Annotated in this window: 17 protein-coding genes and 2 pseudogenes; 11 read left to right on the top strand and 8 right to left on the bottom strand. The window is 70.8% G+C overall.

From position 1 onward, the window contains the following. Positions 1-31 precede the first annotated feature (31 nt). Genes Q0D75_RS12945 through Q0D75_RS12935 form a run of 3 tightly spaced genes read right to left on the bottom strand, consistent with a single transcriptional unit; the run spans position 32 to position 2,740 of the window. Positions 32-661, bottom strand: coding sequence for a response regulator transcription factor (locus tag Q0D75_RS12945; RefSeq protein WP_291054051.1), 630 nt, complete (start codon positions 659-661; stop codon positions 32-34). Next, a complete protein-coding gene (locus Q0D75_RS12940) occupies positions 658-2,043 on the bottom strand; it encodes an ATP-binding protein (protein ID WP_291054049.1) in 1,386 nt (461 codons plus the stop codon). Before Q0D75_RS12940 ends, Q0D75_RS12945 begins: the two co-directional genes overlap by 4 nt. Before the next feature lie 55 nt (positions 2,044-2,098). Further along, positions 2,099-2,740 (bottom strand): TMEM175 family protein, encoded by a 642-nt coding sequence (locus Q0D75_RS12935; RefSeq protein WP_291054047.1) that lies wholly within the window; start codon positions 2,738-2,740, stop codon positions 2,099-2,101. A gap of 72 nt (positions 2,741-2,812) precedes the next feature. On the opposite strand from Q0D75_RS12935, the gene Q0D75_RS12930 reads away from it, so the two are divergent. Beyond that, complete coding sequence (locus Q0D75_RS12930; RefSeq protein WP_291054045.1) at positions 2,813-3,205, top strand: DUF805 domain-containing protein; 393 nt, start codon at positions 2,813-2,815, stop codon at positions 3,203-3,205. 6 nt (positions 3,206-3,211) lie between these two features. Here the strand turns inward: Q0D75_RS12930 and Q0D75_RS12925 are convergent, their stop codons facing one another. Next, positions 3,212-3,970: an IclR family transcriptional regulator C-terminal domain-containing protein gene (locus Q0D75_RS12925; RefSeq protein ID WP_291054043.1), complete on the bottom strand. Its 759-nt coding sequence runs from the start codon at positions 3,968-3,970 to the stop codon at positions 3,212-3,214. A 79-nt stretch (positions 3,971-4,049) separates the two neighbouring features. Between Q0D75_RS12925 and Q0D75_RS12920 the strand changes: the two genes are divergently transcribed. Further along, positions 4,050-4,571 carry a 2,4'-dihydroxyacetophenone dioxygenase family protein gene (locus Q0D75_RS12920; protein ID WP_291054041.1) on the top strand — a complete coding sequence of 174 codons (522 nt, stop codon included), beginning with the start codon at positions 4,050-4,052 and terminating at the stop codon, positions 4,569-4,571. Positions 4,572-4,577: 6 nt separating this feature from the next. Here the strand turns inward: Q0D75_RS12920 and Q0D75_RS12915 are convergent, their stop codons facing one another. Further along, entirely contained in the window at positions 4,578-7,211 is a 2,634-nt protein-coding gene (locus Q0D75_RS12915; RefSeq protein WP_291054039.1) for an ATP-dependent Clp protease ATP-binding subunit, read from the bottom strand. A 163-nt stretch (positions 7,212-7,374) separates the two neighbouring features. Between Q0D75_RS12915 and glgX the strand changes: the two genes are divergently transcribed. The 3 genes from glgX to Q0D75_RS12900 are packed head-to-tail and all read left to right on the top strand — an operon-like array spanning position 7,375 to position 11,365. Next, positions 7,375-9,474, top strand: coding sequence for a glycogen debranching protein GlgX (gene glgX, locus Q0D75_RS12910; protein ID WP_291054037.1), 2,100 nt, complete (start codon positions 7,375-7,377; stop codon positions 9,472-9,474). Then, positions 9,471-10,919 (top strand): NAD(P)/FAD-dependent oxidoreductase, encoded by a 1,449-nt coding sequence (locus tag Q0D75_RS12905; RefSeq protein WP_291054035.1) that lies wholly within the window; start codon positions 9,471-9,473, stop codon positions 10,917-10,919. The genes glgX and Q0D75_RS12905 overlap by 4 nt, the downstream gene beginning before the upstream one ends. Before the next feature lie 11 nt (positions 10,920-10,930). Continuing rightward, on the top strand, positions 10,931-11,365 hold the full coding sequence (locus Q0D75_RS12900; RefSeq protein WP_291054033.1) for an SRPBCC family protein: 435 nt from the start codon (positions 10,931-10,933) through the stop codon (positions 11,363-11,365). A 60-nt stretch (positions 11,366-11,425) separates the two neighbouring features. On the opposite strand, the gene Q0D75_RS12895 is transcribed toward Q0D75_RS12900, so the two are convergent. Both Q0D75_RS12895 and Q0D75_RS12890 read right to left on the bottom strand, forming a co-directional pair. Continuing rightward, positions 11,426-12,889 (bottom strand): glucose-6-phosphate dehydrogenase, encoded by a 1,464-nt coding sequence (locus tag Q0D75_RS12895; RefSeq protein ID WP_291054031.1) that lies wholly within the window; start codon positions 12,887-12,889, stop codon positions 11,426-11,428. 98 nt (positions 12,890-12,987) lie between these two features. Then, the gene (locus Q0D75_RS12890; protein ID WP_291054029.1) at positions 12,988-14,997 is read right to left on the bottom strand and encodes a hypothetical protein; all 2,010 of its coding nucleotides are present in this window, start codon (positions 14,995-14,997) and stop codon (positions 12,988-12,990) included. Between the two features lie 176 nt (positions 14,998-15,173). Here Q0D75_RS12890 and Q0D75_RS12885 point away from each other — a divergent pair, with 176 nt between their 5' ends. Further along, positions 15,174-15,590 (top strand): META domain-containing protein, encoded by a 417-nt coding sequence (locus Q0D75_RS12885; RefSeq protein WP_291054027.1) that lies wholly within the window; start codon positions 15,174-15,176, stop codon positions 15,588-15,590. Positions 15,591-15,710: 120 nt separating this feature from the next. Here the strand turns inward: Q0D75_RS12885 and Q0D75_RS12880 are convergent, their stop codons facing one another. Beyond that, positions 15,711-16,649 (bottom strand): NADP-dependent oxidoreductase, encoded by a 939-nt coding sequence (locus tag Q0D75_RS12880; protein ID WP_291054025.1) that lies wholly within the window; start codon positions 16,647-16,649, stop codon positions 15,711-15,713. Positions 16,650-16,819: 170 nt separating this feature from the next. On the opposite strand from Q0D75_RS12880, the pseudogene Q0D75_RS21040 reads away from it, so the two are divergent. The 5 genes and pseudogenes from Q0D75_RS21040 to Q0D75_RS12855 form a co-directional block, all read left to right on the top strand. Next, positions 16,820-17,431: pseudogene (locus Q0D75_RS21040) on the top strand (3,4-dioxygenase subunit beta); the annotation flags it as partial. Positions 17,432-17,896: 465 nt separating this feature from the next. Continuing rightward, positions 17,897-18,028 (top strand): annotated as a pseudogene (locus tag Q0D75_RS12870) (twin-arginine translocase TatA/TatE family subunit); the annotation flags it as partial. A gap of 124 nt (positions 18,029-18,152) precedes the next feature. Next, the gene (locus Q0D75_RS12865; protein ID WP_291054023.1) at positions 18,153-18,572 is read left to right on the top strand and encodes a Sec-independent protein translocase TatB; all 420 of its coding nucleotides are present in this window, start codon (positions 18,153-18,155) and stop codon (positions 18,570-18,572) included. A 52-nt stretch (positions 18,573-18,624) separates the two neighbouring features. Then, entirely contained in the window at positions 18,625-20,916 is a 2,292-nt protein-coding gene (locus tag Q0D75_RS12860; RefSeq protein WP_291054021.1) for a hypothetical protein, read from the top strand. A 198-nt stretch (positions 20,917-21,114) separates the two neighbouring features. After that, positions 21,115-22,251, top strand: coding sequence for a M20/M25/M40 family metallo-hydrolase (locus Q0D75_RS12855; protein ID WP_291054019.1), 1,137 nt, complete (start codon positions 21,115-21,117; stop codon positions 22,249-22,251). Positions 22,252-22,322: the final 71 nt, after the last annotated feature.

Genomic DNA, 22,322 nt, shown 5'->3' with positions numbered 1-22,322 from the left:
CGTGCAGTCGATACGACCTTGGTACTAGTACCTACTCGATGTCGGGCTGATGCTCGCGCGCCCAGAGGGCGGCGCTGGTGCGGTCGTTCAGGCCCAGGCGGCGGAAGACGCTGCCGAGGTGCACCTTGACGGTGCGTTCGGCGATACCGAGCTCGCGCGCGATCTGCTTGTTCGCCAGACCCCGGGCGACCAGGCGCAGCACCTCGGCTTCGCGGCCCCGGATGAGCGGCTCGGACGCCGCAGTGGTTTCGGCGGCCGGGAAGAGCATCCGCGCCACCCGGGGATCGATCGGCGATTCGCCGCGGGCGGCCGAGCGGATGCCGGCAGCGATCTCGGCGGGTTCGGCGTCCTTCAGCAGGTAGCCGGTGGCTCCGGCGGCGAGGGCGTCGCGCAGGCGCTCGCCGTCGCGCGAGGAGGTGAGGATGACGATGGGGAGGGCCGGATGCTCCTGCCGCAGCACCCGGGTGGCATCCACTCCGTCCATGCCCGGCATCGACAGGTCCATCAGCAGCAGGTCGGGGTGGCTGTCGCGCACCAGAGCCAGCGCGTCGGATCCGTCGGCCGCGTCACCCACGACCGTCACGTCGTCGAGTTCGCGCAGCAGCGCGATCAACCCGGCGCGCACCAGCGGATGGTCGTCGATCAGCGCCACCCGGATCATCCGCGGGCCCCCGCAGAGGCGTTCGCGCGCAGAACGAGCTGCCAGCGGGTGCCCTGCCCGGGCCTGCTGCGCACCCGCAGCCGGGCGCCCTCGGCGGCCGCCGCCTCGACGATCAGCGGAATGCCGAGGTGCCCCGACTCCGGCTGTTCGATGCCCTCCGGATCGAAGCCGTGCCCGTCGTCGGCGATCTCCACCGGCACCGATCCGTCGGGCTGCACCGGCCCGAGCGTCACCACCGCCTCGCCGGCCTTCGCGTGCCGCACGGTGTTCGCGAGGCACTCCCGCACCACCCGGAACACCAGGCGCGCCTCGTCGGGGGTGAGGTCGGGCAGCTCGTCGTCCACGATCCGCACCCGCACGCCGCGGCCGCGCACCGCGTCGGCGAGATCGTCGAGTGCCGGCCGGATGCCCGCCGCCGTCAGGCTCGGCGGGTACACGTCCACGAGCAGCGAGCGCAGTCCGCCCACGTTGGCGCGCAGCGTGCGCGCCGCCTCGTCGAGCTCGGCGGCGAGGGCGGCGTCTCCGGATCGCTGAGCGCGCGAGGCCCCGCCGTGCAGCGCGAGGGCGCTCGCCGTGAGGTCTTGGATGGCGCCGTCGTGCAGACGGCCGGCGATCCGCCGCCGCTCGTCGGAGGAGGCGTCGAGCGCGTGCTGCAGCACGGCCTCACGGTGGGCGCGCACGTCGCGCAGGTACACCACCAGCCGCCGCCCGAGCGGCAGCAGCAGCACGAGCAGAGCGAGCACGCTGCCCACGGCGAGCAGCGAGAACGCGCCCCAGAGCTCGCCCGTGCGCACACTCACCTGGTCGTAGCGGAAGTAGGCCTCGAACAAGACGGCCCGCCCGCTGGGGCTGGTCACCGCGTGGTAGGCCTCGAGCAAGGCGCCCTGCCCGGTCTCGTAGCGGTTCTCGGGGGCGCCGAGGTCGCTCACCTCGGCCTCCACCCCGTTGCTGGCGAGCACCGTCCGCTCCTCGTCGTCGAGGCCGAAGGTCTCGCCGATCAGGCGCGGTTCGTCGGAGTACAGGATGCGGCCGTCGGCGTCCCAGATCTTGACCCGCACCACGGAGTCGCCGAGCACCCGGCTGCGCACCAGCTCGTCGAGCATCGCGCGCGCCTCGGCATCGCCGTCGAGCAGCGCGTCGCTGAGCGCCGGCTCGACGATCACGTCGCCGAGCAGCTGAGCCGAGCGGGCGGCATCGTGCACGGCCTCGCGCTCGGCGAGCTGGCGGGCCACGAACACGCCGACGGCGACGACCACGAGCACCACCAGCACGGCGGCCGCGATCAGTCGAGTGAACAGGCCTCGCCGGGAGGGCGGTTCGACGAGTGCCGAGCGGCGCGTCTGCGCGACCGTCAGGTCGATCCAGGCCGGTTCCGGGGGCATCCTCTCAGTATGGACGGATGCGCCGACTCCGCACGCCCCGCCCCGCCCCGGGCGGTCAGAGGATGCGGTGCGTGCGCGCCTCGGGCGGACCGCCGCGGCGCACGAGCCAGTTGATCGGCCAGGAGAGCAGCATCAGCAGCAGGGGGTAGAGACCCGCCGGCGGAACGCTGAGCGTGACGGCCAGAGCGAGCGCGGTGAGGCCGGCGGTGATCCAGTCGGCCCAGAGGTAGCCGCGCACCGGTTCGCGTCCGGGCGGGAGCAGCCCCCGTCGCGCCAGGATCAGCTCTTGCAGGCGCACCGCGATCTGCGTCACGAGCACGGCGCCGATGTAGAGCCCGGCGGCGAGCGAGTCGTGCCCGGGCGAGGAGACCACGAGCACTGTGGGCAGCGGCAGGAACACGATGCCCGCCACCCACAGGAGGTTCGCGTTCACCAGCGCCCGGGTGGACCGCGTGACGCCTTGGTAGAGCCGGTGGTGGTCTTTCCAGAACGCGGCGATCACCACGAAGCTGAGCGCGGCCGCGCCGAGGCCGAGCGCGTTCGCGGTGAGGAAGTCGGTCGCGGACGACGCCCCCTCCTGGGCCGTGTCGACCAGGGGCAGCACGATCAGCGTGATGGCGATCGCCACGACCGCGTCGGTGAAGGCCACGAGGCGCCTGACACCGCTCTCGGGGGCCTCGCCGGGTTCGGGTGACATGGCCTCATCCTAGGGAGGCCGCATCCGTACTCCCGATCGGAGCACCGGATGCGGCCTCGGTAGAATCGGGGGATGAGCGACTCGACCGCAGGCCCCTCGATGTCGTTCGGTACCGCCATCGTCACCGGTGCGCGCAAGTACGCCGATTTCGCCGGTCGCGCCGGTGTCGCCGAGTTCTGGTGGTTCATCCTGTTCGTCTCGGTGGTGAGCTTCGGGCTGGGAGCGCTGAACATCAGCACACCGCTGGGCATGCTGGCCATCGGCACCACGCTCGCGTCGGTCTGGTCGGTCGTGGTGCTTCTGCCCACCCTCGCGGTCGCCGTGCGGCGCCTGCGCGACGGCGGCAACAGCTGGCTTCAGCTGCTCTGGCTGCTCGTGCCCATTGCGGGCGTCATCGTTCTGGTGCTGCGGTTGTGCGATCCGGCGAAGCCCGCCCCGGGCTCCGAGGCGATTCCGCGCATCTGAGGCCGATCAGCCGAGCTGTGCCGCCCGGCAGGCCGCGGCCAGAGCGCTGCGGATGGCGTCCTCGTGCGCTTCGAAGCGGGCCGCCGGCGCCGACACGGCCAATGCCGCCGTCACCGTGCCGTTCTCGAGGATCGGGCGGGCGAGGGTGCGCACCCCTTCCCGGTACTCCTCCCGGTCGTGCGCCTCGCCGGCGGCCCGGATGCGGTCGAGCTCCTCGTCGAAGCGGGCGGCATCCGTGAGGGTGGCCGGGGTGTACCGGGTGAGCTCGTGGGTGCCGAGCAGGGCGTCGCGCGCGGCCGGCTCGGCGAAGGCGAGCAGCAGCTTGCCGCTCGCCCGGGCATGCACGCTCTCGCTGAAGCCGGTCTCCAGGCCCGCCACGCGAACGGCGTGAGCGCCCTCGACGGTGGCGAGGATCGTGATGGTGCCGACGTGCCAGCCGGTCAGGTACGCCGTCTCGCCGGTGGCCTCGGCGACCTGGTTCAGGGCGCGCAGGTAGCGGGCCGGCGGCCGGAGCTCGCGCACGATCGTGGCGGCGATCTCGCCGAGCACCGGCCCGAGGGCGTAGCGGCGCCCCTCGACCTTGCTGAGCATGCCCTCCTCGGCGAGGGTGCTGAGCAGGTGGTAGGCGGTGGAGAGGCCGAGATCGAGGCGGTCGGCCACCTGCTGGGCGGTGAGCCCGCCGCTGGATCCGGCCACGGCGACGAGGATGCGCGAGGCGCGGGCGACGGACTGGATCGTGGTGCTGCTTCCGGTGGCGGCGGTCATCCGACTAGTCTATTTCATATTGTAGAAGTTACTACAGCTATTTGAAAATGGAGGGCATTCGACGATGAATCCTGCAGAAGTGAGCCGGGAAGACGCGGCCATCCCGTACCGGGGCGAGCAGCCGTTCGGCATGGTCGACGATCTGGTGGTCGACGGCGCCCTGGATCTCGGCGGCGACGAGCGGCTCTGGGTGCCGCAGTCGGCGGACGTGACCTTCAAGCCCCTGCTGCTCTCGGTGAGCCAGGGGTACTTCGTGAACATCCTGCGCGTGCGCAAGAGCGGCATCCTGTCGCGGCACCGGCACGCCGGTCCGGTGCACGCCACCGTGCTGAAGGGGCGCTGGCACTACCTCGAGCACAGCTGGTGGGCCGAGGAGGGCGGCTACGCCTTCGAGCCGCCGGGCGACATCCACACCCTCGAGATCCCGGACGACGTGGAGGAGATGGCGACGCTGTTCCACGTCACCGGCGCCTACATCTACGTCGACCCCGATGGGAATTCCATCGGGGTCGAAGATGTGTTCACGAAGATCGAGAACGCCCGCCGCCACTACGAGGCGGTGGGCCTCGGTGCCGACTTCGTGAACCAGTTCATCCGCTGATCCGGATCAGGCGGCGGCCAAGAGGCCTGCGGGGGTGACCGTGAGGTCGCCCGCGTGGGCGTCGAGGGTCACCGCGCCGCCGTCGGCGAGGGCACCGGAGACCAGCAGGTCGGCGATGCGGTCGTCGACGCTGCGCTGGATGACGCGGCGGAGCGGGCGTGCGCCGTACTCGGGCTCGTAGCCGTTCTCGGCCATCCAGTCGATCGCGGCATCCGTCACCGTCAGCCCGATCTCGTGCGCGGCGAGCCGGGCGCGGGTGGCACCGAGCAGCAGTGACACGATCTCGCGCAGCTGCGCCTTCTCGAGCTTCCGGAACAGCACGATCTCGTCGATGCGGTTGAGGAACTCCGGCCGCATCGCCTCACGCAGCTTGCCCATCACGCGGTCGCGCAGCGCCTTGTCCGAACCGAAGCCGTTGCCGGCGGAGCCGTCCGCCGACGCCGCCACGAAGCCCATGGCGCCGCTTCGCGAGGCCAGGAACTCCGATCCGAGGTTCGAGGTCATGATGACGACCGTGTTGCGGAAGTCGACCGTGCGGCCCTGGCCGTCGGTCAGCCGCCCGTCGTCCAGCACCTGCAGCAGCAGGTTGAACACGTCCGGGTGCGCCTTCTCGATCTCGTCGAACAGCACCACCGAGTACGGGTTGCGGCGCACGCGCTCGGTCAGCTGGCCGGCCTCGTCGTAGCCGACGTAGCCGGGAGGGCTCCCGACCAGGCGGGAGACCGTGTGGCGCTCGCCGAACTCCGACATGTCGAAGCGCAGCATCGCCGACTCGTCTCCGAACAGCGACCCCGCCAGCGACTTGGCCAGCTCGGTCTTGCCCACACCGGTGGGGCCGAGGAAGAGGAACGATCCGATCGGCCGGTGCGCGTCGCCCATGCCGGTGCGGTTGCGGCGCACGGCCTTGGCCACCACGGTCACGGCGTCGTCCTGCCCGATCACGCGCTCGTGCAGCTCGCCCTCCAGGGCGGCCAGGCGTGCGCGGTCGACCTCGCCGAGGCGGGAGACCGGGATGCCGGTGGAGCGCGAGATCACCGCGGCGATCTCCGCCTCGTCCACCACAGCGGCCGAGTCGATCCCGCCGGCGGCGCGCTCGGCCGCCACGCGACCGGGAAGGGTCGTGGCGTCGGCCAGCTGCTGCTGGATCTCCTCGATCTCGTCGCGGATGCGCGAGGCCTCCTCGTAGTGCTCGGCCGACACGGCGGCGTTCTTCGCGCCTTCCAGTGAGGCCAGATCGGTCTGCAGCGCCGAGATGTCGACCACCTCGGGCAGCGTGCCGAGCGAGAGCCGCAGTCGCGCGCCGGCCTGGTCGATCAGGTCGATCGCCTTGTCGGGCAGAAAGCGGTCGCTCACGTAGCGCGCCGAGAGCTCGACGGCCGCGGTGAGGGCCGCATCCGTGTAGCTCACACCGTGGTGCTCCTCGTAGGCCGCGCGCAGCCCGTGCAGGATCTGCACGGCATCCGGGATCGACGGCTCACCCACGGTCACCGGTGAGAAGCGGCGCTCCAAAGCCGGGTCCTTCTCGATGCCGCGGTACTCCTTGAGCGTGGTCGCGCCCAGCAGGTGCAGGTCGCCGCGAGCCAGCCGGGGCTTCAGGATGTTGCCGGCATCCATGCTGTTCTCACCCGAGCCGCCGGCGCCGACGACCGTGTGGATCTCGTCGATGAACACGATGATCTCGTTCTTGTGCGCCGAGATCTCGTCCATCAGCGTGGTGAGGCGCTCCTCGAAGTCGCCGCGGAACCGGGTTCCGGCGAGCATCGCGGGCAGGTCGATGGCCACCACGCGCTTGTCGCGCAGCTGCTCGGGCACCGTGCCGTCGACGATCGCCTGGGCGATTCCGTCGACGATCGCGGTCTTGCCGACGCCGGCCTCGCCCACCAGCACCGGGTTGTTCTTGGTGCGGCGGGAGAGGATCTCGACGGTCTGCTCGATCTCGTCGAGCCGGCCGATCACCGGGTCGAGCTCGCCGTCACGGGCGAGCGCGGTGAGGTCGGTGCCGAACTTGTCGAGCGTCGGGGTGTCGGATGCTGCGTCGGCGGTGTCGTCGCCCATCGCCGAGGAGGGGTCTCCCGCAGCGCCGGCCGCGGCGCCGATGTTCTGGCGCATGCCCTCCTGCAGCGCATCCGGGGTCACGCCCGCCTGCGCCAGCACCTGGCCGGCGGGGGAGTCCTGGTTGATCACGAGCGCGAAGAAGAGGTGCTCGGGGTCGATGTAGGTCGAGCCGGAGGCGCGGGCCACCTGGTAGGCGTGGAACAGCGCGCGCTGGGCGCTCTGGGTGAGCGCCGGCGCCGTGACGGGGTCGCTGCTCGCGGCGGGGAGCCGCGACTCGGCGGCGCGCACGATCGCCCGCGGGTCGGCGCCGACCCCGCGGATGGCGTCGGAGGCGGGCTGCACGGGCGCGATGGTGCGCAGGATGTGCAGGGCGTCGAGCTCTCGGTGCCCGTGGCCGATCGCGTACTGGCCGGCTTCGGCCAGCAGCTCCTGGGTGCGGCGGCTGACCAGTTTGCTGAGGTCGATCGAGCGGCCGGCGCGGGCCGCCCGCTCGCCTTCGAGGTAGCGCGCGAGGAACTCGTCGAACGAGCTGTTGTTGCCGCTGCCGTCTTGCGTGGGCCCCTCGGGGCCGAAGTTCTCGGGCACGAAACCTCCTGGTTTGTGAAACTTGAGTGCCTTACGCTCAAGTTCAACGCTGGGGGCCGTTCGGTATTCCCGATATTCCGCTGGGAACGCAACCCCCTGCGCCGGGAGCGCGTTCATGCCTGAATAAGAGGACTACCCGAATCTCACCGACAGGAACCGTTCCGTGGCCTCTGCCCGCTCCCTTCCCTACCCCCTAGGCTTCTCCACGATCCACGACGGCCCCGGCGACACCGGCGACGGCCGCTGGAACTTCGCCCTCTACTCCGAGACGGCCGAGCACGTGTACGTGTGCACCTTCGACGAGAACGGGGAGGAGACCCGCATCCGCCTGCCCGAGCGCACCGGGCACGTCTTCCACGGCTTCGTCGAGGGGGCCGGCGTCGGCACCCGCTACGGCATCCGCGTCGACGGGCCGTGGGAGCCATCCGCGGGCCTTCGGCATAACGTGAGCAAGCTGCTGCTCGACCCGCACGCCACCGCGATCGAGGGCGGCTACGACTGGGGCCAGGCCGTGTTCGGCCACGACATGAACGAGCCCGAGCAGCGCGACGACAGCGACTCGGCGTCGGCCACGCCCCGCTGCATCATCACCGACCCCGGATTCGACTGGGGAGACGACCGCGCGCCGCGCACCCTGCTCAGCGAGTCGCTTATCTACGAGACCCACGTGAAGGGCTTCACGAAGCTCCACCCCGACATCCCGGAGGAGATCCGCGGCACCTACGCGGGGCTCGGGCATCCCTCGGCGATCAAGCACCTCACCGACCTCGGCGTCACGGCGGTCGAACTGCTGCCGGTGCAGCAGTTCGTGCAGGACAGCCACCTCGAGGAGAAGGGCCTGCGCAACTACTGGGGCTACAACTCGATCGGCTTCTTCGCCCCGCACAACGAGTACGTGAGCGAGGCGGGCGCCGCGGCCGGCCCCGGCGGCCAGGTCGCGGAGTTCAAGCAGATGGTCAAGGCGCTGCACGAGGCCGGCCTCGAGGTCATCCTCGACGTGGTCTACAACCACACGGCCGAGGGCAACCACATGGGCCCCACGCTCAGCTTCAAGGGCATCGACAACGCCGCCTACTACCGCCTGGTGGAGGACGACGAGGGCAACTACTTCGACACCACCGGCACCGGCAACAGCCTCAACGTCGGTCATCCGGCCGCCCTCGGCCTGATCATGGATTCGCTGCGCTACTGGGTCACCGAGATGCACGTCGACGGCTTCCGCTTCGACCTGGCCACCACGCTCACCCGTCAAGGCGGCGACGCCGAGCTGCACAGCGCGTTCCTGACGCTCATCCAGCAGGACCCGGTGCTCGCCCCGGTGAAGATGATCGCCGAGCCGTGGGACACTGCGGGCTACCAGGTGGGCGGGTTCCCGGCCGACTGGTCGGAGTGGAACGGCAAGTTCCGCGACGACGTGCGCGACTTCTGGAACGGCACCGATGCCGTGCTCGGCACCCTCGCCCAGCGCATCCTGGGCTCGCCCGACGTCTACGAGTCGTCCCGGCGCAGCCCGCTCTCCAGCGTGAACTTCATCACCGCGCACGACGGCTTCACCCTGCACGACCTCACCTCGTACAACGACAAGCACAACGCGGCCAACGGGGAGGACAACAACGACGGCGAGAGTGACAACAAGTCCTCCAACGGCGGCGCCGAGGGCCCCACCGACGACGAAGCCGTGAACGAACGCCGCGGCCGCAAGCGCCGCAACCTGCTCGCTTCGCTGCTGCTGTCGGCCGGCGTGCCGATGCTGCTCGGCGGCGATGAGCTCGGCCGCACCCAGGGCGGCAACAACAACGCCTACTGCCAGGACGACGAGGTCTCGTGGTTCGACTGGGCGAACGCCGACCAGGAGCTGCTCGCCTTCACCCGCGACCTGATCGCGCTGCGCCGCGAGAACCCGGCCCTGCACCCGGCCTGGTTCCGGCAGGCGCCGTCGTCGGAGCAGTCGGACGGCGGCGACCCGCAGGACACCGTGCGCTCGCTCCGCTCCGACGGCGAGGAGTTCGCCGACGAGGACTGGGACAACCCCGACGCGCGCTCCGTCGTGTTCGTGTTCGAGCATCCGGGCGCCGACTCCTTCGCGCTGCTGCTGAACGCGGCCGAGAACGGCGTCGAATTCCAGGTTCCGGATGCGCCGGGCGCCGAATGGCGGCTCGCCGCCTCCAGCGACCCCGGTCAGCAGGTGGAGGGCGAGGTCAGCACGCTGATCGTGCGCGACGGCTCGTTCACCCTGCTGCGCTCCGCCGTGGAGGCCGGATGACCGACCCCGACGTCGTCGTCGTCGGCTCGGGACCCAACGGTCTCGCGGCCGCCGTCACGATGGCGCGCGCCGGGCTGTCGGTGCGCGTGCACGAGGGCGAGGCCACGATCGGCGGCGGCTCGCGCACGGCCGAGACCACGCTGCCGGGCTTCCGGCACGACGTGTGCTCGGCCGTGCATCCGCTCGCCCTGGCCTCGGGCTTCTTCCGCCGCTTCGGGCTCGCGGAGCGCATCGAGCTGATCGTGCCCGAGGCCTCGTACGGGCATCCGCTCGACACCGAACCGGCCGGTATGGCGTACCGCGACCTGGAGCGCACCGTCGACGACCTCGGCGTCGACGGCGCGGCCTGGCGGAGTCTGATGGGCCCGCTGGCCGAGCACGCCGACCAGGTGGCGCAGTTCACCGGGTCGTCGCTGCTGCGTCTGCCGGCGCATCCGCTCACCGCAGCGCGCTTCGGGCTGCGCAGCCTCGAGCAGGGGTCGCGGCTGTGGAACCTGAGGTTCCGCGGCGTGCGGGCCCCGGCCCTGCTGAGCGGGGTGGCGGCGCACTCGATCCAGCCGATGCCGAGCCTCGGAACCGCGGGCGCGGCCCTGTCGCTGGGCACCTACGCGCACGGCCGAGGCTGGGCCATTCCGCGCGGAGGCAGCCAGAGCATCGTCGACGCGCTGGCCGACGACCTGCGCGCGCACGAGGGCGAGATCCTCACGGGTTCACCCGTGGCGTCGCTGCGCGAGCTGGGCTCGCCGCGCGCCGTGCTGCTCGACACCTCGGCGGCCGGCCTCGCCCGGCTGGCCGGCGACCGGCTGCCGGCGCGCTACCTCGCCGCGCTGCGGCGGTTCCGCTTCGGCAACGCGGTGGCGAAGGTCGACTTCGCGCTCAGCGGCCCGGTGCCCTGGTCGGATCCGGCGCTCGCGCAGGCGGGCACCGTGCACGTCGGAGGCACCCGGGAGGCGATCGCCGCCTCGGAGGCCGAGGTCGCGGCGGGCCGGCATCCGGAAGACCCCTACGTACTCGTCTCGCAGCCCTCGGGCTTCGACCCCTCGCGTGCACCCGAGGGCCGGCACGTGCTCTGGGCCTACACGCACGTGCCGGCCGACTCGCCGCTCGACCTCACCGAGGCCATCACCCGGCAGATCGAGCGGTTCGCGCCCGGCTTCCGCGATCTCGTGCTGGCCTCGAGCTCGCGCACGGCGGTCGACCTCGAGAATCACAACCCCAACTACGTCGGGGGCGACATCGCGGCCGGAGCGGCGACCTTCGGGCAGCTGATCCGCCGGCCCACGCTCTCGCTCAACCCCTGGGCCACGCCGGCCGAGGGTGTCTACCTCTGCTCCTCGTCGACGCCTCCCGGCCCCGGTGTGCACGGCCTCGCCGGCTGGTACGCCGCCCGCCGGGCCCTGGCGAAGGAGTTCGGAATCACCACCCCGCCCTCGCTGGCACCCTGATCGGAGGCCTCATGTCCACCAACACCCGTCGCATCGCCTGCTCGCCCGAGAAGCTCTTCGAGGTGCTGGCCGACGGCTGGCTGTTCCCGGTGTGGGTGGTGGGGGCGTCGCGGATGCGGGAGGTCGACGACGCCTGGCCCGCGGTGGGCAGCCGTCTGCACCACTCCTTCGGCGTGTGGCCGGTACTGATCGACGACCAGACCACGGTGACCGAGTGGGATCCGCCGCACCGGATGACGATCCGTCCCGCCGGCTGGCCGATCGGCGAGGCGGAGGTGACCCTCGATGTGCGCCCGCACCGCGACGGCTGCGTGGTGCGGATGAGCGAGAAGGCGGTGAAGGGGCCGGGAGCCCTGGTTCCGGGGCCGGTGCTGGACGTGCCGCTGCACCTGCGCAACGTCGAGACCCTGCGCCGGCTCGCGTTCATCGCGGAGGGCAAGCGCTGACGAGGCAGGCGCTGACGAGGCAGGCGCTGACGAGGCAGGCGCTGAGCAGCGGCCGGGCGCTCACCAGCCCTCGGGGCCGGGAGAGCCGGCCTCGTACTCCTCGAGGGGCGTGGCATCCTCGGCCCAGGCGGTGAGCACGGGCGTCACGATGCGCCAGCACTGCTCGGCCACTGTGCCCGGTACCGAGAGCAGGGTGTCGTTCTGCAGGATGCCGGCCAGCACCTGGGCGTAGGGGCCGAGGGTCGGCTCGCCCGGACGCGCCTCGAGCGCCACCCGCTCGAGGCCGCCGGCGTCGTCGGCGCTGTTGACGAACAGGTCGAGGTCGACGTCGCCGCCCTCGAGCGACATCCGCAGCACCGTCTCGGAGTCACCGGATGCGCCACCCGCAGTGCGCAGCCCGGCCGGCGCCGATGAGGCCTTGAAGTGCACCGCCACCTCGGTGCGCGGATGCCCGAGCGCTTTGCCCGAGCGCAGCACGAACGGCACACCCTGCCAGCGCGGGGTGTCGACCTGCAGGAGCAGCTGCGCGAGCGTCTCGGTGCCGCGCTCGGCCTCGACATCCGGTTCGTCGACGTAGGAGGGGAAGAAGCGGCCGTCGACCCGGCCTTCGGTATAGCGGGCCCGGCGGGCGCTGGAGGGGTCGTCGCGCCAGAGCCGCACGGCGCCGAGCACCTCGGCCATCCGCTCGTGCACCTCATCCGGGGCGACGGCCTCGGGTCGTTCCATCGCCGTGAGCGCCAGCACCATCAGCAGATGGCTCTGCAGCATGTCGCGCAGCGCGCCGGTCTGGTCGTAGAAGGTGGCGCGGCCCTCGATGCCGAGCTCCTCGTCGTAGACGATCTCGACCTTGTCGATGTGCTCGGCCGACCAGCCGGCCTCCATCAGGCGGTTGCCGAAGCGGAGCCCGAGCATCCCGAGCACGGTGGCGTTGCCGAGGAAGTGGTCGACGCGCCAGAGGCGGTCCTCCGGAATCACGGCGGTTAGGGCCGCATTGAGTTCCTGGGCGTCGGCGAGGTCGGAGCCGAACGGCTTCTCGATGGCCACCACGAGGTCGTCGGGCAGCTCGATCGCGGCCAGCGACTCGGCCACGGTGCGCCCCATGGCCGGCGGCAGAGCGACGTAGAGGATCGGCGGATGCTCGCACGCGGCCAACAGGGCGGCGAGCTGCTCGGGGTCGGAGGCATCCGTCGGCACGAACCGCGCGTCGGCGACCAGGGCGTCGACCGTGCGCGGCGAGACCTCCGCCGCCTCGAGGCTGCGGCGCACCAGGCCCTGCCACTCCTCGTCGCTCTGCGGGGTGCGGGCGGCGCCGATGATCTGCAGCCGGATGCCGCGGGAGACGTCGAGCACCTGGCCGAGGCCCGGCAGCAGCAGCCGCTCGGTGAGGTCGCCGCCGGCACCCAGCACGGCGATCGAACGGGTGGCGGGGGAGAGGGACTCCGCGTCGGGGATACCGGGGGCGTCAGCGCTCACGGATGTGTCGGGGATTCCGGGTGCGTCTGCGATGTCGGGTGTCTGGCTCATGGTCCCGACCCTAGCCAGGTCGGCCCGCCTCGGCTCGTGCGGGAACGAAGAAGGGCGGCACGGCCGAAGCCGTACCGCCCTCCCTCAGTCGAAGCAGACTAGTTGCTGCGACGTGCCGTGTTGGTGCGGCGTGCGATCAGCAGTGCTCCACCGGCTGCGAGCAGCAGGGCCAGCCCGCCGCCGAGCAGCGGAGCCACGGTGCCACCGGTGTTGGCGAGGCCGGTTCCGGGGTTGCCCGCCGGAACGCTGCCGCCGCCGTTACCACCGTTGCCGCCGCCGCCGTTGACGGCGGTGATGCTGATGGTCGACGTGGTGCCGGCGCTGGCCACACCCTCGATCGACTGGGTCGCCGTGATGGTGACCTTGCCGGCCGCGAGCTGCCCGGTCAGGGCGATGCTCCAGGTGCCGTCGGAGACGGTGTCGGTTCCCACGATCGTGCCGTTCACCCAGAGGGTGACCGTCGCGCCGTCGATGCCGGTGCCGGAGACCGACTTGGGGCCGGAGCCCTGGTCGTATCCGGTGCCGCTCTTCGGGTCGGTGATCGCCGGGGCGACCGGTGCGACCTGGAACGACAGCGAGGCCGTCGGGGAGGTGGTCGCGCCTTCGCTGGACTGCGTGGCCGAGACGGTGTACTTGCCGTAGCCGAGTTCGACGTCGACGCTCCAGGTGCCGTCGGAACCGACCGTGGCGGTGTCTTCGACGTCGCCGGTCAGCGTGACCGTGGCGCCGGGGACGCCGGTGCCGCGCAGGGTGCTGATCGAGGTCTCGACCGACTGGCCCTCGTACGGCGAGGTGAACTTCGGAGCCGCGAGCGGAGCCGGGATCACGTCGACGCTGAAGGTCGTGGCGGGGGAGGTGGAGAAGCCCGATGCGGTGCGGATCGAGTAGGAGATCTCACCGGGGGTGCCGGGGGCGGCGAACGACCAGTTACCGCTGCCGTCGATCGCGACCTCGAACGAGTCACCCGTGGAGGGGTCGACCGTCAGGGTCTTACCGGCAGGACCGGTTCCGGTGATGAAGCCGCCGGCGTAGATGTCGCCGCCGTCACCCGGGAAGGTGAGCTTCGGTGCATCGAGCTTGACCTCGACGGTGTAACCGCCGGTCAGCGCGAGGCCGGCCTTGAGGTCGGCGCCCCAGACGAAGGATTCGCCGTCGATGTCGGTACCACCCGAGACGACGCCGATGGCGGCATCGCCCTGGATCATCGATCCACCGGAGTCACCGGGCTTGGACTCGAGGAATGCCCCGAAGCCGTAGACCTGGTGGCCGCTGACGTTGGCCCAGCCCTTGATCGAGTCGACCGTGCCGGTGCTGAAGCCGGTGGTGCGACCGCTCTTGGAGACGGTGGCGCCGACCGTGGCGTCGCCGACCGAGCGCACCGGAACGGTGGAGGCCGCGAGGTCTTCGCTGGACGCGGTGGTCCAGTCGGTCACGGCGGGGAGCAGGGTCAGGTCGTCGTTGGTGACGTCCCAGGTGGAGATGTCGACCGAGTTCAGGTCACCGGATGCTCCGGCCGAGTCGCCGGGGCCGCCGAACTGCGAGAAGGCGAGCTCGCCCAGGTCTGCGAGGAAGGCGGGGCTGTCGCCACCGCCGGCCGGGTCCTGCGAGGGAACCGTCAGCGCGTTGAGCGTCTTGGTGCTGCCGTCGGTGCAGTGACCGGCCGAGATGATGGCCGGGTCGCCCTCGGGGCTGAAGCCGGAGAAGCCGACCGAGCAGAGCCCGACTTCGGCGTCGTCGGGGCTCTGGAAGGCCGCGTATCCGGCGCCGCCCACGACCTCGTCGTCGGCGTAGGCCTCGAACGGTGCGGAGATGGTGCGGTACTCGGTGTTGCCGGCGGAGCCGAGCAGCAGTCGAGCCTCGTCACCGAGGGAGTCGGCCTTGGCCGTGGTGTAGATGACCACGTTGCCGGCACCGTCGGAGGCCACAGCCTGGATGTCGGCGCCGCCGTCGGCGCTCAGCAGGGACTGCGCCAGAGCGTCGAAAGCTGCGCCACTGGTGGGGAGTTCGGCGTCATCCGCAGCGAAGGCCGCTGTTCCGAAGGTACCGGTCATGCCGGCTACCGCGAGTGTTCCGACCGCGAGATACGCGAGCCTCTTTTTCAACGTCATCGATTGATACCCTCTGGTTCTGTATTGGAGAACGGGGGCTTTCGAACATACCGGTCGCCCGTTGATGTCCGCCCCCTCATCCGAGGGTAGTCAACTCTTGTCGATAAACACAGGGTGAAATCAAAGGAAGTTCTCATTTTCTTGTTTGTTACGCCCCGGACTGATCGGATGGGGGTATGTCTTCTCGCCGGTTTCTGCCCCTCCTTGCCCTGTCGATCGCGCTGACGGCGCTGGCCGGCTGCGCGTCGAGCCCCGCCGGTGAGGCGCAAGGGGGAGGCGCGAGCGACCCCGGCACGGCGTCCTCCTCCTCGGTGGTCGGCACGTGGCGCGCGCAGGATCCCGACAAGGCCTGGCTCGGGATCGACCAGGACGGCGCGGTGACCGGGAGCGACGGCTGCAACGGCGTTACCGGCACGGCCACCGTGACCGGCGACGCCGTGGACTTCGAGATGGGTCTGATGACCCTCAAGGCCTGCTCCGGTGTGACCCTCTCCTTCCGGGGTCTGGCCTCGGGCGAGCTGAGCGGCGACGTCTTGACCGTCCGCGACCGTGACGGCGCCGATCTCGTGGAGCTGCACCGCTCCGCCGAGTAGAGCGGATCCGCCACTTGGCGCAAGTCGCCGCTCTTCACCGCGACTTGCCACAACTTGTGCCAAGCCGCGGCGGATTGCGGCGACTTCTGCGAAGTGGCGGGTGCGTTGCGCGATGGGCGGTCACGGGACGAGGATGAGCTTGCCGCCCGGATGCTGCGACTGCAGCTCCTCGAGGGCGGCGCGGGCCTCGTCGAGCGGGTAGGTGCGGGCGATCGGAACCACGAGCTCGCCGCGGCCCGCGGCTGCGATCAGGCGGGGGCGCACCTCGGCGCGGAAGGCGGCGCTCGCGGGCATGGCACCGCCGATGGCGATGATGCCGTCGGCGGACGCCCGGCCCATGGCCGCGATCGTGACGATGCGCCGGCGGTCGCTCACGAGCGCGAGCGAGGTGTCGACGGCCTCGTCGGTGCCCACGCAGTCCAGCGCCGCGTCGACGCCCTCGGGCGCCTTCGATCGCAGCCGCTGCTCGAGCCCCTCGCCGTAGGCCACGGGGTCGCCGCCGAAGCGCCGGACCACGTCGAAGCTCGCCTCGCTCGCCGTGCCGATCACGCGTACCCCGCCGATCAGCGCCGCCTGCTGCAGCAGGCTGACGCCGACCGCTCCGGATGCGCCGTGCACGAGCACGGTATCGCCTGGCCCCACTCCGGTCACGTGCAGCATCTCGGCGGCGGTCGTACCGGCCAGCAGCAGCCCTGCAGCCTCCTCGAACGACAGGCTCGCGGGCTTGGCGAACACGTCGGAGGCCGGGAGCGTCAGCGCGCTGGAGTACCCGCCGCTCACGCGGAAGGCCAGCACCGCGTCGCCCACGGCGCCGCCACCCGAGGCGATCCCGGTGTCGGGGCCGATAGCCGAGATGACTCCCGACACCTCGTAGCCGACGCGCACGGGCAGGTCGCTCGGGTCGCCGCCGCGCGCCACGTGCTTGAAGTCGGCCGGGTTCATCCCCGCAGCCTTCACCTCGATGGTTACCTCGCCCGGCCCAGGGGCCGGCACCTCGGTCTCGATCTCCTCGAACACGTCGAGGTCTCCGTACTCCCGTGCGATCCAGCTGCGTGCCATGAGGGCAACGCTACTCCGGACTCCTCGCGGCGCGGATGCACGGGTCTTCGCATTCATAGGTTTCCCATAGAGCGGCCATAGGAGGCCCTTGGCCGGGTCACGAAAACTGGACGCAGAACGACCACCCCACCGGCCCATCCGGCACCGGTCGACGAACCAGCGAGGACGACATGAGCAGGATCCCCGAACCCGAATCCACCCCCGACGGCCCGGCCTATGAGGGCCGGCTCCTCACTCGAGCCGATGAGGAGGTGGTCGACCAGGGTGTGGCCTTCGACATCCGCACGCTGGTGAGCCGCCGAACGGTGCTGAGTGCCGTCGGCTTCGGCCTGGGGGCGGTCGCCCTCGCCGCCTGCACCGGCACGAGCGGCAGCAGCGCCTCCGGATCGACCGCCACCGCGACATCCGGTGCCACGGTCTCGGGCACCTCCGGCTCGGGCCTGCCGTCGGGCGAGATCCCCGACGAGACCGCGGGCCCCTATCCCGGTGACGGCTCCAACGGCGCCGACGTGCTCGAGGAGTCGGGCGTGGTGCGCAGCGACATCCGCTCGAGCATCGGCGGCGGAACGACGGCGGCCGGCGTACCGATGGCGCTCTCGCTCACCATCCTCGACATGGCGAACGGCGATGCGCCCTTCGAGAACGTCGCGGTCTACGTCTGGCACTGCGACGCCCACGGCGACTACTCCATGTATTCGGAGGGTATCGAGAACGAGACCTACCTGCGCGGGGTGCAGGTGGCCGACAGCACCGGAACCGTGTCGTACACCTCGATCTTCCCGGCCTGCTACAGCGGCCGCTGGCCGCACATCCACTTCGAGGTGTACCCCTCGGTGAACGACATCACCGACTCCGCCAACGCGATCGCGACCTCGCAGGTGGCCCTGCCGCAGGAGGCCTGCGATGCGGTGTACCAGCTCTCCGAGTACGACGGATCCAGCGCCAACCTCGCGCAGGTGAGCCTCGACTCCGACAACGTGTTCGGCGACGACTCGGGCGCGCTGCAGCTCGCGACCGTCTCGGGCGACGCGACCTCGGGTTACGCGGTCTCGCTCACCGTGCGGGTCGACACGAGCACCACGCCGACCGCCGGCGCGGCGCCCTCGGGCGGCGGGGGAGCGGGCGGCTCGGGCGGTCCCGGGGGCGGCGGGACCCCGCCCTCCGGCGCGCCCGCGCAGTTAACCGCCGGCATCCGACCACCTGACGATCCAGAGAACCCGCGATCAGAAAGAGGAGACCTCATGGGACTGCTGCAGAACCTCACCGGATGGCACGCGCTCATCCTGCTCGCCGTCGTGCTGCTGTTCTTCGGAGCGGCGAAGCTGCCGACGCTCGCCAAGAGCCTCGGCCAGTCGGCCCGCATCCTGAAGCACGAGGTCGGGGAGGGCGCGGCCACGGCCCCGGTCTCGGTCCCGGTCCCGGCGGCGGTGTATCCGGAGGTGTCTTCCACGGCGTCTCCCGCCACGTCGGCCACCGTGTCGTCCGCCACCCGGGAGTGACCGGATGTTCGGGCTCACCGTCGAGAAGCTGCTGCTGATCGGCCTGCTGCCGGCGTTCCTCATCGGCCCGCGTCAGCTGCCGGTCTACGCCCAGAAGCTGGGCGCGCTCGTGCGCACGGTGCGCGACTTCGCCGACACCGTCAAGGTGCGCGCCGCCGAGGAGCTCGGCCCCGAGTTCGACCAGACCGACTGGAAGAAGCTCGACCCCCGCCAGTACGACCCCCGCCGAATCGTGCGCGACGCGCTCGCCGACGACGACACCACTGTTCCCGCCGTCCCCGCCGCGCTCGACCCGACTCCCGCCCTGACCCCGGCGCGCCCCCGCGCGGTCGCCCCCGGCGGCTGGCAGGAGGCCCTCTTGGCTCGCACGAAAAACACTGTCACCGATGCAGCCGTTTCCGATAAGCTGAGCATGTCTCACTAACTCAGAGTTGCGGATCCCTGCCCATGACTCCCGTCAGAGCAAGGATGCCCGCATGCGCCGTGAATCTCCCCTCGCACCGTCGTCGATCGCGCGCCGATCCGTCCGGTTCGCAACGGCGGCGCTCGGACTCGGGCTGCTCGTCATGGGGAGCGTCTTCCCACCGGGAACGACGGTGGCGGATGCCCTGCCCGGTCGCTGCGAGCCCTATGTCCAGTGGAGTGCGGGCACCACGACGACCCGAACCCTGTCCGACGGCAACGAGGTGCAGGAGACGTCCGGTATCAAAGGCACGATCATCCAGTGCGACACGATCGAAACGCCCCTGCCCGGCGACGGCGGGTCAGGCACCGGTGGAGGAGGTGGCGACGGCACCGCGCCGCCTCCCGGCCCCCCTCTGCCGCCTGGGCCCGCGTTGCCCGCCCCTCCTCCGTCGATCCCGCCCGGAGCGGCGCCGGCCTGTGTCAGGGGTTCGAACAACGACAAGACGCCGGGTAGGGAGGCGGGAGACTCCACCGGCGACGGGCGCACGGTGCGAGACAACGTCGTGGCCGGGCTCGAATCCGGCACCATCGTGGTCGATACGACGCCGGCGGAAGACCGCCTGAAGTTCCCGGGTCTTCCCCCTACTCGCTTCACGTCGCTCGACGTCAAGGTCAGCGACTCCGCGGGTGGCAATCCCTACGACGGCGACACCGCCGAGGAGGCGCTGCGTTCGCTCTACTGGCCGGGTGGGGTCGACCCGACCTACACCGAGGTCGGGCCGAGGGGCACCGCCCTGAAGAGCCTCGTCGCCGAGGCGACAAAGTACATCGGCGGCAACGCGACGGCGCGATCGGCCTTTCAGCGACTCCTGTCGAACGCCACCCCCGAGGTCAGGGAGATGACCGAGGCGTTCCTGCGGCAGGTGCGGTACGTGAGCAAGACCCGGGCGGGATCGGTGGCCCTCGATCTGATCGAGGACTTACTGCACGACCTCGGCACGATCTCCGGCCCTGGCTCCTCGGACGACGTGGAACTCTACCTCGCCATGTCGGCGGCCCGCACCCGCTCCGGCGTGCTGGTCAGTGGCGCGCCGAACGGCAGCGCGTGCGGCCAGGTAGGTGCAGGGATGGTCACCGACCTCGGTACGAGTGGTTCGGGCATCGTCGCTGCGGGCGAGCACTGGGTTCGCGTGACCCTGGTCGGCACCGAGTACGGCACCCTCGTCGATCAATTGCGTTTGCTCAGGGCACCGGCCGGCTACTGTCCCCCGGTGGAGGTGGAGGCGACGGCGGGCCAGGTGAACATGGTCTCGGTCACCTCGGGCTGTCGGGGCCCGCTCGGGCGCGTGCGGCTGCTCAGTCGCGCCGAGACGAGCAGGATCTCGTCGGAAGCGGCGCGTGAACTCCAGACCATCGGGAGCGATACCGTGCTGGATGCGGGAGCTTTCGGCGCCGCCTTCCGCCGGTACAGCGACCTCGACTACGACCCCGGTAGTGTCAAGGCCGATTCGGTCTCGGTCCTCGCCGACGGGAACGCCAGCCTCTCCCCGTCCGACGACGGCAGGGGGGTGCTCTACTACAAGCCGCCGCTGGAAGCCGGTGGAGGCATCGATGGTCTGGTCGCTGTCGCGACGGATCGGGCCGGCGCCGAGCACTACTTCCTCATCAAGGTCGCAGTGAAAAGCCCTCCCACGTGCATCGGAGACGACTACGGCGGTTTCCTAGGCGAGGATCACACGACGTTCGTGCAGCACGGCACCCTTCAGCTGGTGCGGAACACGTCTTTCACGCTCGACCCGAAAGCGTTCTGCTCGACGGACTGGCGGGACGGTTACCGGGTGAACATCGAGACGGGTATCCAAGGGGCTACGTCGAAGGTGAATGCCGACGGCACGGTCACCTATAGCTGGACCGACCCCGACGTGGTGGGCGCAGTCGCTCCCCTGAAGGTGACGGCGTGGGACGAGCAGACCGGTGCCCCGAGCGAAACGGTGGAGATCGCCGTGAACGTGCGCGACGTGGATCCGGTCTGCTCCGACGTGACGATCGAGTACGACCGGGCGGCGGAGAAGGGTACGCCGATCGCCGTTCCCTTGAACTGCTCCATGGCGGGCGGGCTCACGGTGCTGCATCCGCCCATCCCGAGGTTGTTCGATCCCTCGGGCGGGGATGGATCGGTGCTGACGGTCGACGGGGGAACCTTCACTGCGAGCCCCGGTGGCCTCACGTTCACTCCGGCGGAGACGGCGACGGGCTCGGTGGTGGCGCCGTCGGTCACGGGTTGGACCCTTGATCCGTGGGCGCCGTGGGATGTGACGAACCGGCACAGTTCGTCGTTCCGGGTGGCGGTGACGATCCGGTAGTCGCCGGAGGGCGTGGTGGTGCGGGTCGGCTCGGTCACGGGCGCGGCCCGCACCGTCTTGCTGTCGCGGCCTTCGTGTCCCAGCCTTGTGTTAAGGCCTTGTTACATCTGGTCGAGTCGTGAATAATTCAGATCGTTGCGTCATATGATGACATTCCGATCTACATACTAAGAATTGTTCGGCGACGAGGAGCATGCGATGACAAGCCAGACGACGGTGGACGCATTTCAGGATGCGGTGTCGGCCGCCACGCCGTCGATCGAGGCGATCGTCGATTTCGTGAACGAGCATCCGGAACTCGCCCACCAGGAGACCGAGACCGCGGCCTACCTCGTCGAGCAGCTGCGCACCGCCGGCTACACCGTCACCGAGGGCGTCGCCGGGATGGACACGGCCTTCCGTGCCGAGCTCGAGTTCGCCGCGCCCGGCACGAAGGTCGGCGTCATCGCCGTCTACGACGCACCCGCCTCCATCGACGACGACGGCCGCGTGAACCCCGTGCACTCCTGCGGCCACGGCCCGCAGGCCGGCGGCGTGATCGGCGCGGCCCTCGCCCTCGCCGCCGTGCGCGAGCAGCTCACCGGTTCCGTGGTGATCGTGGGCTGCCCGGCCGACGAGATCCACTCCCCACTCACCCGCGAGCTCGGCAGCGGCAAGGCCCGCACCGCCGCGGCCGGCGTGTGGGACGACATCGACGTGGCCCTCTACCCGCATCCGGAGTTCATCGACACGGTCTGGCCCGCCTCGCTGCTGATGCGCCGCGAGACCGCGCACGTCGTCGGCATCCGCACCCTGCGCCGCGACGTCGTGTGCACCCCGCTGGTCGCGTTGGCGAACGTGTCGAAGGTCGCCGAGCGGTTCGACCCCGCCACCCTCATCATCGAGTCGGTCACCGTCGACGGCGATGTCGAGGAGTCGGCCGGCATGACCTTCGAGGCGAGCTTCCTGGTCTTCGCGCACACCGCCGAGGAGCTCGAGGCCCGCATCGCCGAGTTGCACGAGACCGTCGGCGAGGCCACCTGGACCACATCGGGCGTCATCGACGCGGTGCGACCGGATGCGGGCGTCACCGCCCTGGTCGCCGAGGCCTTCGCCGCCGCCGGCCGCGACTTCGTGGCCGAGCCGCCCGCACTCGGCTTCGCCACCGACTTCGGCAACGTCACCCAGGTCACCCGCGCGGCGATCGTGGGTGTCGGTCATCCGGACGGCTGGCGCTACCACACCCCCACCGGCGCCGAGGAGTTCGCGGGAAGAGCCGGCAAGCAGAACGCGATCTCGACCGCACAGGTGATCGGCCTCTCGGTGATCACCATCGGCGCCGCCCAGGACTTCTGAGCCCGGTCGCCGCCGGAGCATCCCGCACCGGCCGCCGCCGAGCCCAGACCACGCACACTCCACGACAGAAC

The sequence above is a fragment of the Herbiconiux sp. genome (genome assembly GCF_023264855.1).
Classification (GTDB): domain Bacteria; phylum Actinomycetota; class Actinomycetes; order Actinomycetales; family Microbacteriaceae; genus Herbiconiux.
The sequence above is the reverse complement of the archived record's forward strand: the minus strand, read 5'-3'. Positions and strand labels throughout refer to the sequence as shown.

Coding starts and splice junctions, on each gene's coding strand:
- Q0D75_RS12945 (WP_291054051.1), bottom strand. CDS start 661: ATGATCCGGGTGGCGCTGATCGACGACCATCCGCTGGTGCGCGCCGGG.
- Q0D75_RS12940 (WP_291054049.1), bottom strand. CDS start 2,043: ATGCCCCCGGAACCGGCCTGGATCGACCTGACGGTCGCGCAGACGCGC.
- Q0D75_RS12935 (WP_291054047.1), bottom strand. CDS start 2,740: ATGTCACCCGAACCCGGCGAGGCCCCCGAGAGCGGTGTCAGGCGCCTC.
- Q0D75_RS12930 (WP_291054045.1), top strand. CDS start 2,813: ATGAGCGACTCGACCGCAGGCCCCTCGATGTCGTTCGGTACCGCCATC.
- Q0D75_RS12925 (WP_291054043.1), bottom strand. CDS start 3,970: ATGACCGCCGCCACCGGAAGCAGCACCACGATCCAGTCCGTCGCCCGC.
- Q0D75_RS12905 (WP_291054035.1), top strand. CDS start 9,471: ATGACCGACCCCGACGTCGTCGTCGTCGGCTCGGGACCCAACGGTCTC.
- Q0D75_RS12900 (WP_291054033.1), top strand. CDS start 10,931: ATGTCCACCAACACCCGTCGCATCGCCTGCTCGCCCGAGAAGCTCTTC.
- Q0D75_RS12895 (WP_291054031.1), bottom strand. CDS start 12,889: ATGAGCCAGACACCCGACATCGCAGACGCACCCGGAATCCCCGACACA.
- Q0D75_RS12890 (WP_291054029.1), bottom strand. CDS start 14,997: ATGACGTTGAAAAAGAGGCTCGCGTATCTCGCGGTCGGAACACTCGCG.
- Q0D75_RS12885 (WP_291054027.1), top strand. CDS start 15,174: ATGTCTTCTCGCCGGTTTCTGCCCCTCCTTGCCCTGTCGATCGCGCTG.
- Q0D75_RS12880 (WP_291054025.1), bottom strand. CDS start 16,649: ATGGCACGCAGCTGGATCGCACGGGAGTACGGAGACCTCGACGTGTTC.
- Q0D75_RS12865 (WP_291054023.1), top strand. CDS start 18,153: ATGTTCGGGCTCACCGTCGAGAAGCTGCTGCTGATCGGCCTGCTGCCG.
- Q0D75_RS12860 (WP_291054021.1), top strand. CDS start 18,625: ATGCGCCGTGAATCTCCCCTCGCACCGTCGTCGATCGCGCGCCGATCC.
- Q0D75_RS12855 (WP_291054019.1), top strand. CDS start 21,115: ATGACAAGCCAGACGACGGTGGACGCATTTCAGGATGCGGTGTCGGCC.